This window comes from Alteromonas macleodii ATCC 27126 (genome assembly GCF_000172635.2).
GTDB classification, from domain to species: domain Bacteria; phylum Pseudomonadota; class Gammaproteobacteria; order Enterobacterales; family Alteromonadaceae; genus Alteromonas; species Alteromonas macleodii.
Window position 1 is genome coordinate 983,175 of record NC_018632.1, and the last position, 14,568, is coordinate 997,742.

The following is a 14,568-nucleotide window of genomic DNA, read 5'->3' on the forward strand; positions in this document are numbered from 1 at the left end:
CCTTACTTATTTGAGTATAGCAAAGCTCTGTTTGGCAGTTTCGTTATTAACCAGTTGATAAGATGAAGCAAAAGAATTCATCCTTTAGGCGGAGGGATAACACTTACTCACGACGGATGGCTCTCAGGAAAAATACCTTTGTCATTGAAGTAAATCATATTTAATTGGAATTCGCGACTGCGAAAAAGCGTTCATGTGGTAGACTAGCGCCATTTTTTAGAACCTCTTTTTAAGGTTGGAGTAGCCAGGTAGTGTTAGAGGCGCGCGAATTAACCTGCAGCAAACGAGACAGAACCCTTTTTGAAGGGCTTTCACTGGTTGTCGAACCCGGTGAGTTGCTGTATTTACGCGGTCCTAACGGTGCAGGGAAAACCAGCTTGCTGCGCATTTTAACAGGACTGAGTTCACCTGATTCAGGTGCAGTATTGTACAACGGCATGGACATTTCAGCGGACAAGACAGGTTATTACCAAGACCTTTTTTATCTTGGCCATAAAAGCGGAACTAACGGCAGTCTCTCTGCCCTAGATAATCTATCGTTCTGGCTAGCTCAACATAATGTATCGGTGCCTGTTAACACGCTTTTTGATGTATTAGAGAAAGTGGGATTAGTTGGACTTGAAGATGTGCCCGTAAGGTATTTATCGGCCGGTCAACAGCGTCGTGTGGCGCTATCGAGACTGTGGCTAAAGCCAGCAAAGGTGTGGATACTGGACGAACCGTTTACAGCGCTTGATGTAAAAGGGGTTCACATGCTTGAAAAAAGTATGAAAGAGCACGTGGGTCGCGGCGGTCTTATCATTACTACTTCGCATCAACACCTATCAGAAACTGCAGGGGAACACCGTGTATTCGATTTGGAGTACCGCTTTTAATGTCACTTTACCAAGGAATTTTTAAGCGCGACATGCAGGTTGCGTTCAAGCAAAAAGCAGAATTAGTGCAGCCTCTGATGTTTTTGCTGATGGTGGTGACCTTATTTCCCTTAGGCGTTAGTCCGTCTCCCGACACCCTTCAACGCATTGGACCAGGGGTAATATGGATTGCGGCAATTTTGTCATCGCTCATGGCGATGGAAAGGCTGTTTCGCGATGACTTTCAAGACGGATCGCTAGAGCAGTACATGTTATCTGGTATGCCATTACCAGCGGTGAGTGCGGTAAAAGTGGCTGCCCATTGGCTGGTTAGCTTTGTACCATTATTGCTGTTGTCTCCGCTACTCGCCATGTTTTTGAATTTAACGGTCGATATGTATATCGCCCTTGTCTTAACCTTGATATTGGGGACGCCGTTACTTTCCTTAATTGGTGCCATTGCAGTAGGGCTTACCGTTGGATTGCAAAAAGGTGGAGTGCTGTTGGCACTGCTACTTATCCCTGTCTTTATTCCGTTACTGATATTTGCCACGTCGGCTGTGGATTCTGCCGCACTGCAATTACCTTATCATGCGCAACTTGCTATTATTGCCGCCATGCTTTTATTGGCTGCGGCATTGGCACCGTTTGCCATCGCATATTCTTTAAAAGTGAGTCAAAACTAATGTGGAAGTGGTTACATCCCTACGCAAAAACAGAGCGAGCCTATCAGCTTTGTTTAACTTTACAGCCTTGGTTTTGGGTTGGCGCTCTAGCGTGTTTAAGCGTAGGCACCGTGTGGGGGCTGGCCTTTGCGCCTCAAGATTATCAGCAGGGCGATTCATTTAGAATCATCTATATACATGTACCTAGCGCCATTTTGTCTATGGGCACCTATGTTGCCATGGCGATTGCGGCCTTGGTGGGTATGGTTTGGCAGTGGCGCACCGCTTATATGAGCATGATTGCTATGGCGCCTATCGGCGCAGTAATGACGTTTATTGCTCTGTTCACCGGCGCCGCTTGGGGCAAGCCAATGTGGGGCGCTTGGTGGGTGTGGGATGCACGCCTAACTTCAGAGCTTATTCTGCTTTTCTTGTACATGGGCGTGATTGCGCTTTACGGTGCTTTTGAAGATAAACAGCAGGCGGGTAAAGCCGCAGGCGTAATGGCGCTTGTAGGCGTAGTAAATATCCCCATTATTCACTACTCGGTAGAGTGGTGGAATACGTTGCATCAAGGGGCGACTATCAGTAAATTCGACAACCCTTCAATTGCCCCTGAAATGCTGTGGCCGTTGTTAATTAACCTGCTGGGCTTCGCTTTTTTTATTGGAGCTGTTACCACTGTACGATTACGTAATGAGATTGTGCTTAGAGAAATGCACCGACCTTGGGTACAAGCGCTAGCAATGAATAAAGCATTAAATCAACAACCTGGTGATGCGGCTACTGCTAGTTTAAAAGAGGGCAGTTAAGATGCAGTTTGAATCCTTTGCCGATTTTTTAAATATGGGAGGCTATGCATTTTATGTATGGCTTTCGTTTGGCGTTACGTTCTTAGCAATGGGCATTATCGCTATTCAGAGTTTTAGTAAACATCGCGACCTGTTAAAGCAGGTAGTGGTGGAAAAAGAACGCAAAGCGCGTATTAAAAAAGCACGACAGCAACAGCAAGTAAACACCTAGTGTTAATGTGAAAAGTGAACTTAGCATTCATTTGCGTTTTTATTGTTTATTAGTTTTTTCGAAGTGAGAGTTGCATGAACCCGAGACGAAAGCAGCGACTAGCCGTAGTGGGAATTATCGGTTTTTTAATAGTAAGTGCAATTGGATTGATGCTTTACGCCCTAAACGACAGTATTGACCTTTTCTATACGCCAAGCGAAATCATTGAAGGTAAAAACGGCCAGAAACCGCAGGTTGGCCAGCGTCTTCGTATAGGCGGTATGGTGGTACCTGGCAGTGTGAAAAGGGATCAAGAAAGCTTAGCTGTGAGCTTTGACCTTATCGATACTGGCCCAACGGTGACTGTGACTTACACCGGCATCCTTCCTGATTTATTCCGCGAAGGCCAAGGCATTGTAGCAACGGGTGTACTTACTGGTGCAAGCAGCATTAAAGCGCAGGAAGTGCTGGCTAAGCACGATGAAGAATACATGCCGCCTGAGCTAGCTGAAAAAATGAAGGGCATTAAGCACGTTAAACCTGAAAATATGCCTTCCTACGAGTCGTCTACCGGCAGCGGAGGCAAGTAAATAATGGTGCCAGAGATTGGAAATATTGCGCTGACGCTTGCGCTAGTGCTCTCTATATTATTGGCCGTTTATCCGCTATGGGGCGCTCACCGTCAGCACGAAGCGTTAATGGCAACGGCCAAACCGCTGGCGATAGGCTTATTTACCTTCACGCTTATTGCCTATGTATGCTTAACCTATGCCTTTGTGACTGACGATTTCAGTGTGGCGTATGTTGCCCAGCACTCAAATAGTCGACTTCCTATTTATTATAAAATTACCGCCGTGTGGGGCGGCCACGAAGGCTCATTTCTGCTGTGGGTGTTGATGCTTTCCATATGGACAGTAGCAGTGGCGATATTCAGCAAGGGTATTCCTCTTGCAATGGTTGCAAGAGTGCTGTCGGTGTTGGGAATGGTGGGCATCGGTTTTTACTTATTCATGCTGCTTACCTCAAACCCGTTTAACAGCATGCTGCCGTTTTTCCCGGTAGATGGACGAGATCTTAATCCGCTGCTGCAAGATTTTGGCATGATCATTCACCCGCCTATGCTGTACATGGGTTATGTTGGCTTTTCTGTCGCGTTTGCTTTTGCAATTTCAGCATTAATTTCAGGCCAGCTAGACTCAACCTGGGCACGCTGGTCAAGGCCCTGGGTTATTTCTGCTTGGGCGTTTCTCACCGTGGGCATTGCGCTAGGTAGCTGGTGGGCGTATTACGAACTTGGCTGGGGTGGCTGGTGGTTCTGGGATCCAGTAGAAAACGCCTCTTTCATGCCTTGGTTGGTCGGTACTGCGCTAATGCACTCGCTAGCCGTAACCGAAAAGCGAAAGGCGTTTAAGTCGTGGACCGTACTGCTTGCTATTGCCGCATTTAGTTTGAGTTTACTTGGCACCTTCTTAGTACGTTCAGGGGTAATTGTTTCGGTGCACTCGTTTGCAAGCGATCCTACCCGAGGCTTATTTATACTAGGAATATTGATTGTACTTAGTGGCTTTGGTTTACTGCTCTATGCTATGCGTGCTGCTTCACTTAAAAGCCCAGGCCGCTATCAAGCGTTTTCCCGTGAAGTGTTGTTAATGGGTAACAATGTATTTTTGTGCGCAGCAACACTGGTTGTATTGTTGGGTACACTACTGCCTCTTGTACATAAAGAGTTAGGTCTAGGCAGTATTTCGGTAGGCGCTCCGTTCTTCAATCAAATGTTCACGTTATTGATTGTGCCATTCGTACTAATGCTCGGTCTTGGCCCGCTTACGCGCTGGAAACAGCAAAAAGCCAGTGAATTACAAAAACAGCTATTAATCGCTGGCGGTATTGCGCTATGTGCCGGTGTACTAGTTAACTTTGCCTATGATGAACCAACCTATATGGGCGTTTTAGGCATGATATTAGTGTTTTGGATCCTCGTTACTACGGTGCAAGAGGTGATGCAGCGCTTATCGGCTATGCCATCAGGTAACAGTGATAATGCATCGGTGCTAGTTAAACTTCGCAAGCTTACGCCAAGTCACTGGGGAATGGTGCTGGGCCATGTGGGTTTTGCTATCTGCATTATCGGTATTACCCTTGTTTCAAACTACGAAATGGAGCGGGATGTTCGCATGGACATCGGCGATACCGTTTCTCTTGGCGGTTATGACTTTAGCTTTAGAGATGTCGTCAAAGTTCAAGGTCCGAACTTTGAGGCGGACAAAGGCGTATTCGATGTTTATCAAGACGGTGAATTGATCGCGCATCTAGAGCCAGAAAAGCGTTTGTATATCGTACAGCGTATGCCGATGACTGAAGCCGCTATTCACTCAAATCCTATAAGAGATTTATTTATCGCTATGGGCGAGCCTTTAGACAATGGCGCATGGGCCATCCGTATTTATATTAAGCCATTTGTGATCTGGCTATGGGCGGGCGCAGTGGTTATGGCTATAGGCGGTATCTTCTCTATTAGCGACAAACGTTACCGTATGGCTAAAGTAAAAAAGATAAAACGTGTATTTGGTGGGAAAGGTGAAAGCGACGCTGAGCAATCTCATGGTCAAGTATCCACTCCATCAAATGCGTCAGTGAAAGGGGGCGCATAATGAAAAAAGCACCACTCGTTGCTATTCCGTTAGTGTTGTTTTCTTTGCTGGTCATTTTTCTGTTTAAAGGGCTTTTTTCTGATCCCAGAGAGTTAGATTCTCAGGTTCAGGATAAGACGTTACCTGCATTCTCACTGCCAGACCTGATGAAGCCAGAGGTGACCTATACACCTGAAGATTTAAGGGGCAAGGTCACCATCTTAAATGTATGGGGTGTATGGTGCGTGACCTGCGCTGTTGAGATGCCGTACCTCACTCAGCTAAAGAACGAACAAAACGTTCACATTGTGGGTTTGTATTTTGATCAGGACTTAGACCCAGACTTTGGTACAAAAACACTGAGCCGTGTTCAGCAAGAAGTTACCGACATGCTCAGCCGATACGGTAACCCATATGCATATAATATTTTTGATGTCTATCGCGATACGTCGCTCGACCTTGGAGTAACAGGAGCGCCAGAACACTTTGTTATCGACGCTGAAGGCATTATTCGTATGCACCACATAGGCGATATTAACGAGCGTGTTTGGAACTCCAAAGTTGGCCCGCTATATAACAAGTTGGTGGCAGAAGCATCTGGCAAAACAGGCAATGGCAAAAAGGTAGATGTAGATGCAGTTATGGACTCAGAGCCTACATTGTCGAACACGCTTAATGAAAAGAATAATCAGAGCACCGCAAGTGCACAGGGAGGGGAATAATTATGTTATCGAACACTTCCTCCCACGGTCACGCGTTCTTTAAAGCCACTATGCTAAGCGTTTTTACGCTGCTGTTTGTGTTTAGCACTTTTTCAGTAAGTGCAGCTGAAGATAAGTTTTCTTTCGACACGCCAGCTCAGCGTGAAAGCTTTTTAAAGCTTACCGCAGAATTACGTTGCCCTATGTGTCAAAACCAGAATATTGCTGATAGCGATGCCATGATTGCTCACGACATGCGCCGAAAAGTGTACGCGTTACTAAAGCAAGGCAAAACAGAGCAAGAAGTGATTGATTTTATGAAGTCGCGCTATGGCGATTTTGTACATTATCAACCGCCGGTTACGGCTGCGACCTTGTGGCTTTGGGCTGGCCCTGTTTTGTTTATTTTTATTGCCCTAATTGTGGTGATTCGCCGCAAATCGGTAACACCACCAGAAGATATGGCCGCTAAGTTAGCTAAAGCAGATGAAATGTTGGAGCGAGAGAAAGAATGAGTTGGTCTGAGTTTTATATTATTGTTTCAGGCTTAATTACGCTTGTTCTACTAATTGTCGCTTTCCCATGGCTACGTAATAAAAATCACGCAAAACAAGATAGTTTAAGCAATACCCAAATTGTTAAGCAGCGCCTTGCTGAACTTGACCGTGAAGTGCAAGAAGGTTTGATCAGCGAACATGACAAACGACAAGCCGTTGACGAACTAAAACTAGCGCTGGTAGATGAAAGCGCATTTCAATCTCATAAAACGGGTAATGCAAAACTTCCGCTCGCGATTGGCGCCGTGCTTGCGATAGCCTGCGGAGTGATTGTATATGCGCAAGTAAACCAAATGGGTCGTGTTACCCAGGCAAGCCAAGCCATTGAAGCGTTGCCCGAGTTGAGTCAACAGCTTGCCAGCGGTAATGCGAATAACCTGACCCAACAAGACATTGCTAGCCTTGCTCTTGCTATACGCCAGCGTTTGAGAGAAGAGCCCGAAGACGACACGGGATGGATGTATTTTGGCAGATTGATGCTGAGTATTGGTCAAGAAGTGCAGGCCATTGAAGCTATTGATAAAGCGGTAAGTTTGGCGCCGTCTAACTCTGCTAATCGCATTACGCTTGCTCAGGCCTTGATGACCACAGGGGATGTAAACAACTTAGAACGTGCACAATCTATCTTATTGGGCTTGCTAAACGATAATCCAGCAAATGATAATCTTGCGTTGATGATGGCGGTGGTCTCTGCTCAACTTGGCGACCTTGAAAATACTCAGCGTTTTTATAAGCAAGTTGAAGGTAAGTTGCCAGCAGATAGCGACATGGCGCAGCGTTTAGTTGCGCGTATAAAAGAGCTACAAGGGAATACCAGTGAAATGGCAGCACTACAAAATACAGCTGCTGAAATTACTGATACATCAACAGCGCAAAATGCCAGTAGCGAAGCGAAAAATGCTAGTAGCGAAGCTCAAAGTGATAGCAGCGAAGCGCAAACCGGCTTTAATATTACGGTGAATTTATCTGACGACGCTAGCACAGAAGCGCCTAAAGACGGTTTCTTGATAGTGTTCGCTCAAGATGCGAACTCTGACAACAAAATGCCTGCTGCTGTGGTTAAATTGCCGATAGATGACTTCCCCGTATCCGTTACTCTAACCACAGAGAACGCAATGATGCCACAATTCACGCTGGCCACACTTTCTGATGTGATGGTTACCGCAAGACTATCCAAAGATGGTAATGTGGCAGTTTCAAAAGGCGAATGGCAAGGCAGTGCGAGTGCAAGCGTTACTGCCAACGAAATATCTTCACTAAGCGTTATTATTGATAAGGAATTATAAGTATGGAACTGTCTAAATCACTCGCAACCGGGTTGATTATTGCCGCAAGTCTTTTAGGTGGCTGTGCGAGTAACCATACGCAAGATCAGGCTCAAGCCTATTCTCAAGACGCTGGGTCGAACCAGGCTGTAGTGGATACTTCAGACCCCCGCGACCCATTAGAGCCGGTTAACCGTGAAATCTGGGATTTTAACTGGGATGTGTTGGATGCCTACATCTTACGCCCAATAACCGTTACCTACGTGACTGTGATGCCTCAGCCTGCGAGAACTGGTTTGGTGAACATCACGGACAACCTACAAGAGCCTGCGAATTTTTTGAATAATATGTTTCAAGGCAAGGTTGATGATGGATTAGATAGCTTGGCTCGTTTTTTAATTAACACCACGGTAGGGTTAGTTGGCACGTTTGACGTTGCGTCAAAAATTGGCATTGAGCGTAAACGCGAGCAGTTTGGTGAAACTCTGGCTGTGTGGGGATTAGATACTGGGCCTTTCTTAATGCTGCCCTTTTTAGGCCCAAGCGATCCGCGAAGCTTCACCGGTGATTATGTTGACGGTTTTGCGTTTCCAATGTCGTTACTCGAAGGGTCTGTAAACTTAGCGCGTATTGGCATTTCGGTACTTGAAACACGAGCTCAATTACTTGATCAAGAGGCGCAGCTTGAGCAGTCGGTGGACGATTATGCGTTCGTTAAAAATGCTTACTTTGAAAACTTGGAGTTTCGCGTTACTGACGGTAAGAGCGGCGATAAAGCCATTGATGATGAGCAGCTAGATGACTTTGCTGATTTTGAAGCAATGTTGGAAGGCAATGATTTTGATAGCTATGAAGAAACGTCGGAAGAAGGTGTTGATGAGTCGACAGATTCAGAAGATACATCAGTTGATGACAGTGAGAAAGCTAAGCTAAAAGAAAAAGACGCCAAGTCGAATGACGGCAAATAGAGCAAGAGTAATAAATAAAACGATGTTGGATAAAGTTCGGGGGCAGGGTTTAGTTATTGTTATCTAACCTCAACTTCAACGTCACTCTAGCTATAAATGCCCGCACAAAAAAAGCCATGCTCAACAGCATGGCTTTTTAGTTCTAGGTATGTGAACAAGCCTATCGGCAGCGTTCAAATGCAAAGCTAGTCCTTTGGATAGCCCATCGGGTTTTGTGACTGCCAGTTCCATGTGTCGGCACACATGTCTTCTAAGCCTTTTTCTGCATGCCAGCTGAGCTCTGTAGCAGCTTTTGTTGGGTCGGCATAACAGGCTGCCACATCGCCGCTTCTACGCGGAGCAATTTTATAAGGCACGGTTTTACCCGAGCCTTTTTCGAAAGCTTTGATCATTTCAATAACTGAATAGCCCTGACCTGTACCCAGATTGTACTTGTCTAAGCCCATGTTAAGGTTTAAACGATCAAGTGCCTTTAAGTGACCGTTGGCTAGATCGACAACGTGGATGTAGTCGCGAACGCCTGTTCCATCAACAGTATCGTAGTCGTCACCAAAAACGCTTAGCTGCTCCAGTTTACCGGTAGCTACCTGAGAAATATAAGGCATAAGGTTGTTCGGAATGCCATTAGGATCTTCACCGATTTGTCCAGACTCGTGTGCGCCAACGGGGTTAAAGTAGCGAAGCAATACAATGTTCCACTCGTTGTCCGATACGTAAAGATCGCTAAGCATATGTTCAACCATAAGCTTCGACATACCGTAAGGGTTTGTCGGGTGACCTGTCGCCATATCCTCACGCAGCGGTAGCGATGCAGGATCGCCGTAAACCGTTGCAGATGAGCTAAACACAATATTCTTTACGTTGTGCTTCTGCATAGCTTTACACAGCGTCAGCGTGCCGTACACGTTGTTTTCATAGTATGAAAGGGGCTTTTGGACCGACTCACCTACGGCTTTTAAACCGGCAAAGTGAATAACTGCATAAATGTTATGCTCGCTGAATATGTCATCTAACACGGCGGTATCGCGAATGTCACCTTGAACAAACGTAACCGACTTGCCTGTTAACGCTTCTACGCGACGAAGTGATTCCGCACTTGCGTTTGCAAGGTTATCCAGTACTACCACACCGTAGTTTTGTTCAAGTAACTGTAAAACTGTGTGACTACCTATATAGCCTGCACCACCAGTGACTAAGATGGTCTTCATGCATTCTCCTTGCTAGACGGTTGCGCAATGTATTTAGCGCAGATGGAATATTGAATAGGTTTTATAACCAATGGATAAATTAAAAATACCACAAAAGCCCACAGTAACGAGGTCCAATTTGACGCGGTTTGAAGAATAAATGCGAATACCGGGACAATGACGAGTAACTTTAGCACATTCAGTAAAGTCTTCTCTGGGACAGATAGCCGCTTTGACGCTTGGTCAAGCAACTTAACCCGCTCTGTCAGTGGAAGACCTTTTAAGGCCGGAATGTCTCTGGTAGAAAAATAAAACTTCATAGGTTTATGAAAAGCCCTTAATAAAAAACCGCCGAAACGTTACGTTGCGGCGGTTATTGTAGGGTAATTGGTCAGCACTTAAAACATGCTAACAATAAATTACGCTTTTTCTTCAATACCCGCTTTTTCCCAGAAACGAGATTTAAAGCTCATTAAACCAATCACAATAGCAATGGCAATGCTAAATAGGGCAATTTGAAGATACAGGTCTGGCATTTGCTCTACGTTTTCAGGGTCGAAGTTGCCTGAAAGTAAGCCAGCAATGATGTTACCGATAGAGTAAGTCAGTACGAATACCCCCATCATTTGCCCTGCGAAACGCTTAGGCGCTAGTTTACTTACTGCACTTAGTGCTACTGGGCTTAAGCACAGCTCACCAACTGTATGCAAGAAATACGTAGTAACAAGCCACATAGGCGCAACTTTAAGACCTTGTGCAGCGTACTGCGACGCCATAAACATTACCAAGAAGCCAGACGCCATAATTACGATACCAATGGCACACTTAATGGTGTACGACGGGTCAATCATTCGCTTAGCAAGGTTTATCCAAAGGGCAGCGAAGAAAGGCGACAGGATGATTATAAATAGGGAATTTGAAAGCTGAAACCATACGGTTGGGATAGCGTCCATCCCAAACCAAGAGGTAAGTAGCGAGCCGCTTTCAAGTACGCGGTCAGTATAGTTCTGAGCGAATAGATTTAGTGAAGAACCAGCCTGTTCGAAGCCAGACCAGAAACACGCTGAAGCGACACACACTAAAAACAGCGCCCACATACGTTTCTTTTCGTTGTCGCTTAGTTGGCCTTTAAAGTAAATAAAGCCGAAATAAAGAAAGAAGATGGCAGTAAATACAACGGCAACTTGCTGAGCAAGGGCTACTGGCTCAATAACGATAGTGCCCATGTGGGCAAGCACGATAACCACAACAGCAAGGGCAACCACAGCCCATACGCCCATCCATGCGCGCTGTTTAGCTGCACCTTGATATGGATTTGCAGGAGCAACAGAATCAGCCGATAACGAACGGTTGCTGAAGTAATATTGAATTAGGCCGATTGCCATACCGATGGCAGCTGCACCAAATGCGTAGTGCCAGCCCCAGTTTTCCTGTAAATAACCGGTAACTAGGTAGGCGATGAGTGAACCGATGTTAATGCCCATGTAATACAGCGCATAACCACTGTCACGACGGCCGTCGTCGTCACCATATTGCTGGCCAACCATTGCTGAAATGTTAGGTTTAAGTAAGCCAGTACCTGAAGCAACAAGGATAAGGCCGACAAAGAAAAGGTTTTGCAAATCTATTGCGAGTACCACGTGGCCTGCGAAGATAATAATACCCCCGTACCATACGGCGTTCTTACCACCAATTAAGCGGTCCGCTAACCATCCACCCGGTAGACCTAGAAAATATACCGCACCTGTATAAAGGCCGTAAATAGCGCCAGCGGTTGCAACAGTAAAACCTAACCCTTGGGTTTGTAGGCTTGCTGTCATGAAAAGAACAAGTAGTGCGCGCATACCGTAATAGCTCATGCGCTCCCACATTTCTGTAAAGAATAGCGTTCTTAGGCCCCCTGGATGGCCAAAAAAGCTAGTATCGTTAGATGATTTCATAATTATATTTTAATTCCATATTGCTTATGGTTGTTATTGTAGAGCACTTATAGGATAGGCTCTTTGATAGTCGTCCGTAAGGCGGATAGCTTCTTATACTAGAGCTTGCTTAAAGACACAAGATTTGGGCGACAAACTTCATTAAAGCGGTGTCAATTGACCAAGTCTTAATCGACTTAGCCAATTGACGGTATGGTTTACTTGAAAGGAGAAATACTAAAGTTCGCGGATGGTTGCCACTACAATTCTTACAATTCCGTATATCAGAAGCAATGAAACGCCGAAAAGAACAAGGTTGTAGATAACCGTAGGGTAAGCATTATCATCCGGAAGGGTAGGCGATTCTACGGTGACCAAATGTTGTAGTTTTTGGTACGCCTCTACACGTGCATTTTCTAGTGTGATAAGCGATGAAGAATACGCTTGAATAGCCAATTGAAGCTGTACCTGAAGGTTACTGTATTGCGCCATAAGTTCACTCACTGACAGGGCCTCACTTTCTCCTTCAGCAGTACTAATGCGCTCCTTCTGCTTTTCTACTTCTTTCTGTAGCGCAGCTATTTCACGCTTGATGTTTATCACTTCTGGTGCGACGTTAGACATCATGGTCGACATAGTGCTTAGCTCAGCTTTTTTCTGGGCAAGGGTTGCCTCTAATGAAAAAGCAATCTGCTGAAACGCTGCACCTTCAGCCGTAGGGTCTAGCACATTGTATTTAGATTGGAAGCCTAAAATTTCAGTCTTTGCTTGTTGCAGCTTTTGTTCAACAATCTCGTGTTCGCCCTTAGCAAAAGTAAGCTTTGATTTCGCTAAGTTGTTATTGATATTGTTAATAAACTCTTCCGCTTTATCAACAATAGCCTGGTTGATTATTTGGGCATATTCAGCGTCGAATGCACGGGTTCGCAAACTAATTACAGAAGATGCCGAGTCAACGCTAACTTCAATATGGTTGAGGTAAAACTGATAAAAGTCCTCTTGCTTATGTGAAGACGACAAACCGCTAAACATATCGGCTTTGTCTGACATGTAATGGTCTCGAAGGCCAATAGTTTCATCCAGATACTTAATCATATCGGCAGATTGAATATAAGCTTCTACAAGCTGACTTTCCGTGCCGCCTGATGCACCTGAAACACCGGCTGCCATAAGCAGGGATGAGGGGTCGAAGCTGCTGCCTCCATCGCTTGATTTTACAATAAGCTGGCTTTTACTTTCATATTGTGGCGCAGCCCATAAAACAAGGTATAGGGCGTAAAGCACCCATGGAAGAACAAGCAACAGCATTTTGTGTTTGCTGAGAAGGGCATTGAGCTGTGTAAGAGATTTTTCCACTGTGATTTGAACCTATTTAAGTGATTTCTTATTGTCTGCATCCTGCGTATAAACGTCGATGCCTTCTTCGAGATCGTGATAATAAGTAAGTTTGCCTTCATCTATGATAACGGCAGACGTACAGAACTCGCGGATTTGGTCAAGTTCATGGCTAACCATAATAACGCCCGCTTGTTCACTTTTTTCTTTTAGCGATAAACGCGCTTTTTTTCTAAAAAGCGGATCGCCTACAGATGTCGCTTCATCGATAAGGTAAATATCAAAATTGATATTCATACAGCACGCAAATACGAGTTTGGCGCGCATACCAGATGAGTAAGTTTTTACAGGAAGGTCGAAGCGTGCGCCGAGTTCGGCAAATTCTTGCACTTGCTCTTCGTATTCTGGAAGCGATTTGACGTTGTTAATTCGGCCCACAAAACGCGTATTTTCACGCCCTGTCATTTGCGGGTGTACACCTGTTTGAAGGGCAACCGGCCACGACATGGATTTATTCGTTAAAACTCGGCCTCTGTCAGGGTATTCGCTTTTTGCTAGCATACGGAAAAGAGTCGACTTACCCGCGCCATTTTTACCTAAAATTGCGACGTTATTTTCCGTAGGAAAATCAAAATTCAAATTTTTGAAAATATATTGAGGGCCCATTTTACTGGGGTAACTCTTTGTTAAATTCTCAATTCTTATCATCGAGACAACACCTTCTTCCATGTGATGTGATACATCGAAAGGCTTAGGAAGAGAAAAATTATAGTAATTTCAATTAGAAAGCCAAGGGATACGCCCTTTGTTCCATAGGATTCGAAACAGGCGTAACGGGCGAGTTCATTGAAATGAACAAGAGGATTCCACGTTAAGTAAGGCCAATACTCTTCAGGCAGATCTTGAAGACTGAAAAAAACGCATGAAATAAACATTAATGGGCGGGTAAGCATTGATTTTATCTTATCCACTTCCGGCACGAATGCGGCAGCGATAGCAAAAATCATCCCTATGGATATTGAAAATACCCACAAAAGAAGAAACAGAGATATCAGCAGCAACGGGTCATTTACTGTAAAGGTCTCGCCCATCAGGTAAAGCGCAAGACATAGTAATGCGACAACAACGACTTTAACAGAAAACTCTAAAAAGCCAGCAGTGAGCATTGCTGATATGGGTTGAACCTGTCTGAACGCATAGAGCGGCTTATTTCTGCGCACAGAAGTTGATACTGACTGGAGGCATGTAGTCAAAGACTGCAGGCCGACCATTCCGATCATCATAAACAGAAAAAGAGGAATAGAGTGGATATCATCGCCGCTGATCAGTCCACGAAGGTACGACAGCGCGAAAATAAAGGCAAAGGGCTCTAAAAATGCCCAGCCTAAGCCAAATTTATCGTTAAATTTACTTTGAAGCTCGCGCAGGAAAAGCGCGAATATCACGCCTCTCCATGCGTAGAGCTGGTCTTTAAACGTTACCATG

The 14,568-nt window shown here is 45.1% G+C and carries 16 protein-coding genes; 10 read left to right on the plus strand and 6 right to left on the minus strand.

The window, feature by feature from the left end:
• The first annotated feature begins 251 nt into the window (after positions 1 to 251).
• The 10 genes from ccmA to MASE_RS04235 all read left to right on the plus strand — a co-directional run bounded on the left by ccmA (position 252) and on the right by MASE_RS04235 (position 8,642).
• The gene (gene ccmA, locus MASE_RS04190; protein ID WP_014948511.1) at positions 252 to 875 is read left to right on the plus strand and encodes a cytochrome c biogenesis heme-transporting ATPase CcmA; all 624 of its coding nucleotides are present in this window, start codon (positions 252 to 254) and stop codon (positions 873 to 875) included.
• A complete protein-coding gene (gene ccmB, locus MASE_RS04195; RefSeq protein WP_014948512.1) occupies positions 875 to 1,540 on the plus strand; it encodes a heme exporter protein CcmB in 666 nt (221 codons plus the stop codon). The genes ccmA and ccmB overlap by 1 nt, the downstream gene beginning before the upstream one ends.
• On the plus strand, positions 1,540 to 2,331 hold the full coding sequence (locus MASE_RS04200) for a heme ABC transporter permease (protein WP_014948513.1): 792 nt from the start codon (positions 1,540 to 1,542) through the stop codon (positions 2,329 to 2,331). The genes ccmB and MASE_RS04200 overlap by 1 nt, the downstream gene beginning before the upstream one ends.
• A 1-nt stretch (position 2,332) precedes the next feature.
• Complete coding sequence (gene ccmD / locus MASE_RS04205; RefSeq protein WP_014948514.1) at positions 2,333 to 2,542, plus strand: heme exporter protein CcmD; 210 nt, start codon at positions 2,333 to 2,335, stop codon at positions 2,540 to 2,542.
• Between the two features lie 74 nt (positions 2,543 to 2,616).
• The gene (gene ccmE / locus MASE_RS04210) at positions 2,617 to 3,111 is read left to right on the plus strand and encodes a cytochrome c maturation protein CcmE (protein WP_014948515.1); all 495 of its coding nucleotides are present in this window, start codon (positions 2,617 to 2,619) and stop codon (positions 3,109 to 3,111) included.
• Positions 3,112 to 3,114: 3 nt separating this feature from the next.
• Positions 3,115 to 5,172, plus strand: a complete 2,058-nt coding sequence (locus tag MASE_RS04215) for a heme lyase CcmF/NrfE family subunit (protein WP_014948516.1) — start codon at positions 3,115 to 3,117, stop codon at positions 5,170 to 5,172.
• The gene (locus MASE_RS04220) at positions 5,172 to 5,873 is read left to right on the plus strand and encodes a redoxin family protein (RefSeq protein WP_014948517.1); all 702 of its coding nucleotides are present in this window, start codon (positions 5,172 to 5,174) and stop codon (positions 5,871 to 5,873) included. Before MASE_RS04215 ends, MASE_RS04220 begins: the two co-directional genes overlap by 1 nt.
• Before the next feature lie 2 nt (positions 5,874 to 5,875).
• Positions 5,876 to 6,367: a cytochrome c-type biogenesis protein gene (locus MASE_RS04225; RefSeq protein WP_014948518.1), complete on the plus strand. Its 492-nt coding sequence runs from the start codon at positions 5,876 to 5,878 to the stop codon at positions 6,365 to 6,367.
• Positions 6,364 to 7,695 carry a c-type cytochrome biogenesis protein CcmI gene (ccmI, locus tag MASE_RS04230; protein WP_014948519.1) on the plus strand — a complete coding sequence of 444 codons (1,332 nt, stop codon included), beginning with the start codon at positions 6,364 to 6,366 and terminating at the stop codon, positions 7,693 to 7,695. The genes MASE_RS04225 and ccmI overlap by 4 nt, the downstream gene beginning before the upstream one ends.
• Before the next feature lie 2 nt (positions 7,696 to 7,697).
• Positions 7,698 to 8,642 (plus strand): phospholipid-binding lipoprotein MlaA, encoded by a 945-nt coding sequence (locus MASE_RS04235; protein WP_014948520.1) that lies wholly within the window; start codon positions 7,698 to 7,700, stop codon positions 8,640 to 8,642.
• Positions 8,643 to 8,827: 185 nt separating this feature from the next.
• Here MASE_RS04235 and galE read toward each other — a convergent pair whose 3' ends face one another.
• The 6 genes from galE to MASE_RS04265 form a co-directional block, all read right to left on the minus strand.
• Positions 8,828 to 9,850, minus strand: a complete 1,023-nt coding sequence (gene galE, locus MASE_RS04240) for a UDP-glucose 4-epimerase GalE (RefSeq protein ID WP_014948521.1) — start codon at positions 9,848 to 9,850, stop codon at positions 8,828 to 8,830.
• The gene (locus tag MASE_RS04245) at positions 9,847 to 10,149 is read right to left on the minus strand and encodes a DUF6170 family protein (RefSeq protein ID WP_014948522.1); all 303 of its coding nucleotides are present in this window, start codon (positions 10,147 to 10,149) and stop codon (positions 9,847 to 9,849) included. Before MASE_RS04245 ends, galE begins: the two co-directional genes overlap by 4 nt.
• Positions 10,150 to 10,248: 99 nt before the next feature.
• Positions 10,249 to 11,769 carry a peptide MFS transporter gene (locus MASE_RS04250; protein WP_014948523.1) on the minus strand — a complete coding sequence of 507 codons (1,521 nt, stop codon included), beginning with the start codon at positions 11,767 to 11,769 and terminating at the stop codon, positions 10,249 to 10,251.
• Positions 11,770 to 11,985: 216 nt separating this feature from the next.
• Positions 11,986 to 13,104: a capsule polysaccharide transporter gene (locus tag MASE_RS04255; RefSeq protein WP_014948524.1), complete on the minus strand. Its 1,119-nt coding sequence runs from the start codon at positions 13,102 to 13,104 to the stop codon at positions 11,986 to 11,988.
• 12 nt (positions 13,105 to 13,116) lie between these two features.
• A complete protein-coding gene (locus tag MASE_RS04260; protein WP_014948525.1) occupies positions 13,117 to 13,791 on the minus strand; it encodes an ABC transporter ATP-binding protein in 675 nt (224 codons plus the stop codon).
• Positions 13,788 to 14,567 carry an ABC transporter permease gene (locus MASE_RS04265; RefSeq protein ID WP_014948526.1) on the minus strand — a complete coding sequence of 260 codons (780 nt, stop codon included), beginning with the start codon at positions 14,565 to 14,567 and terminating at the stop codon, positions 13,788 to 13,790. Before MASE_RS04265 ends, MASE_RS04260 begins: the two co-directional genes overlap by 4 nt.
• Between the last annotated feature and the right edge of the window lies 1 nt (position 14,568).

Bases quoted from the DNA above. Each gene is read 5' to 3' on its own strand.
- ccmB (WP_014948512.1), top strand. From the start codon at position 875: ATGTCACTTTACCAAGGAATTTTTAAGCGCGACATGCAGGTTGCGTTC.
- MASE_RS04200 (WP_014948513.1), top strand. From the start codon at position 1,540: ATGTGGAAGTGGTTACATCCCTACGCAAAAACAGAGCGAGCCTATCAG.
- ccmD (WP_014948514.1), top strand. From the start codon at position 2,333: ATGCAGTTTGAATCCTTTGCCGATTTTTTAAATATGGGAGGCTATGCA.
- ccmE (WP_014948515.1), top strand. From the start codon at position 2,617: ATGAACCCGAGACGAAAGCAGCGACTAGCCGTAGTGGGAATTATCGGT.
- MASE_RS04215 (WP_014948516.1), top strand. From the start codon at position 3,115: ATGGTGCCAGAGATTGGAAATATTGCGCTGACGCTTGCGCTAGTGCTC.
- MASE_RS04220 (WP_014948517.1), top strand. From the start codon at position 5,172: ATGAAAAAAGCACCACTCGTTGCTATTCCGTTAGTGTTGTTTTCTTTG.
- MASE_RS04225 (WP_014948518.1), top strand. From the start codon at position 5,876: ATGTTATCGAACACTTCCTCCCACGGTCACGCGTTCTTTAAAGCCACT.
- ccmI (WP_014948519.1), top strand. From the start codon at position 6,364: ATGAGTTGGTCTGAGTTTTATATTATTGTTTCAGGCTTAATTACGCTT.
- MASE_RS04235 (WP_014948520.1), top strand. From the start codon at position 7,698: ATGGAACTGTCTAAATCACTCGCAACCGGGTTGATTATTGCCGCAAGT.
- galE (WP_014948521.1), bottom strand. From the start codon at position 9,850: ATGAAGACCATCTTAGTCACTGGTGGTGCAGGCTATATAGGTAGTCAC.
- MASE_RS04245 (WP_014948522.1), bottom strand. From the start codon at position 10,149: ATGAAGTTTTATTTTTCTACCAGAGACATTCCGGCCTTAAAAGGTCTT.
- MASE_RS04250 (WP_014948523.1), bottom strand. From the start codon at position 11,769: ATGAAATCATCTAACGATACTAGCTTTTTTGGCCATCCAGGGGGCCTA.
- MASE_RS04260 (WP_014948525.1), bottom strand. From the start codon at position 13,791: ATGATAAGAATTGAGAATTTAACAAAGAGTTACCCCAGTAAAATGGGC.
- MASE_RS04265 (WP_014948526.1), bottom strand. From the start codon at position 14,567: ATGGTAACGTTTAAAGACCAGCTCTACGCATGGAGAGGCGTGATATTC.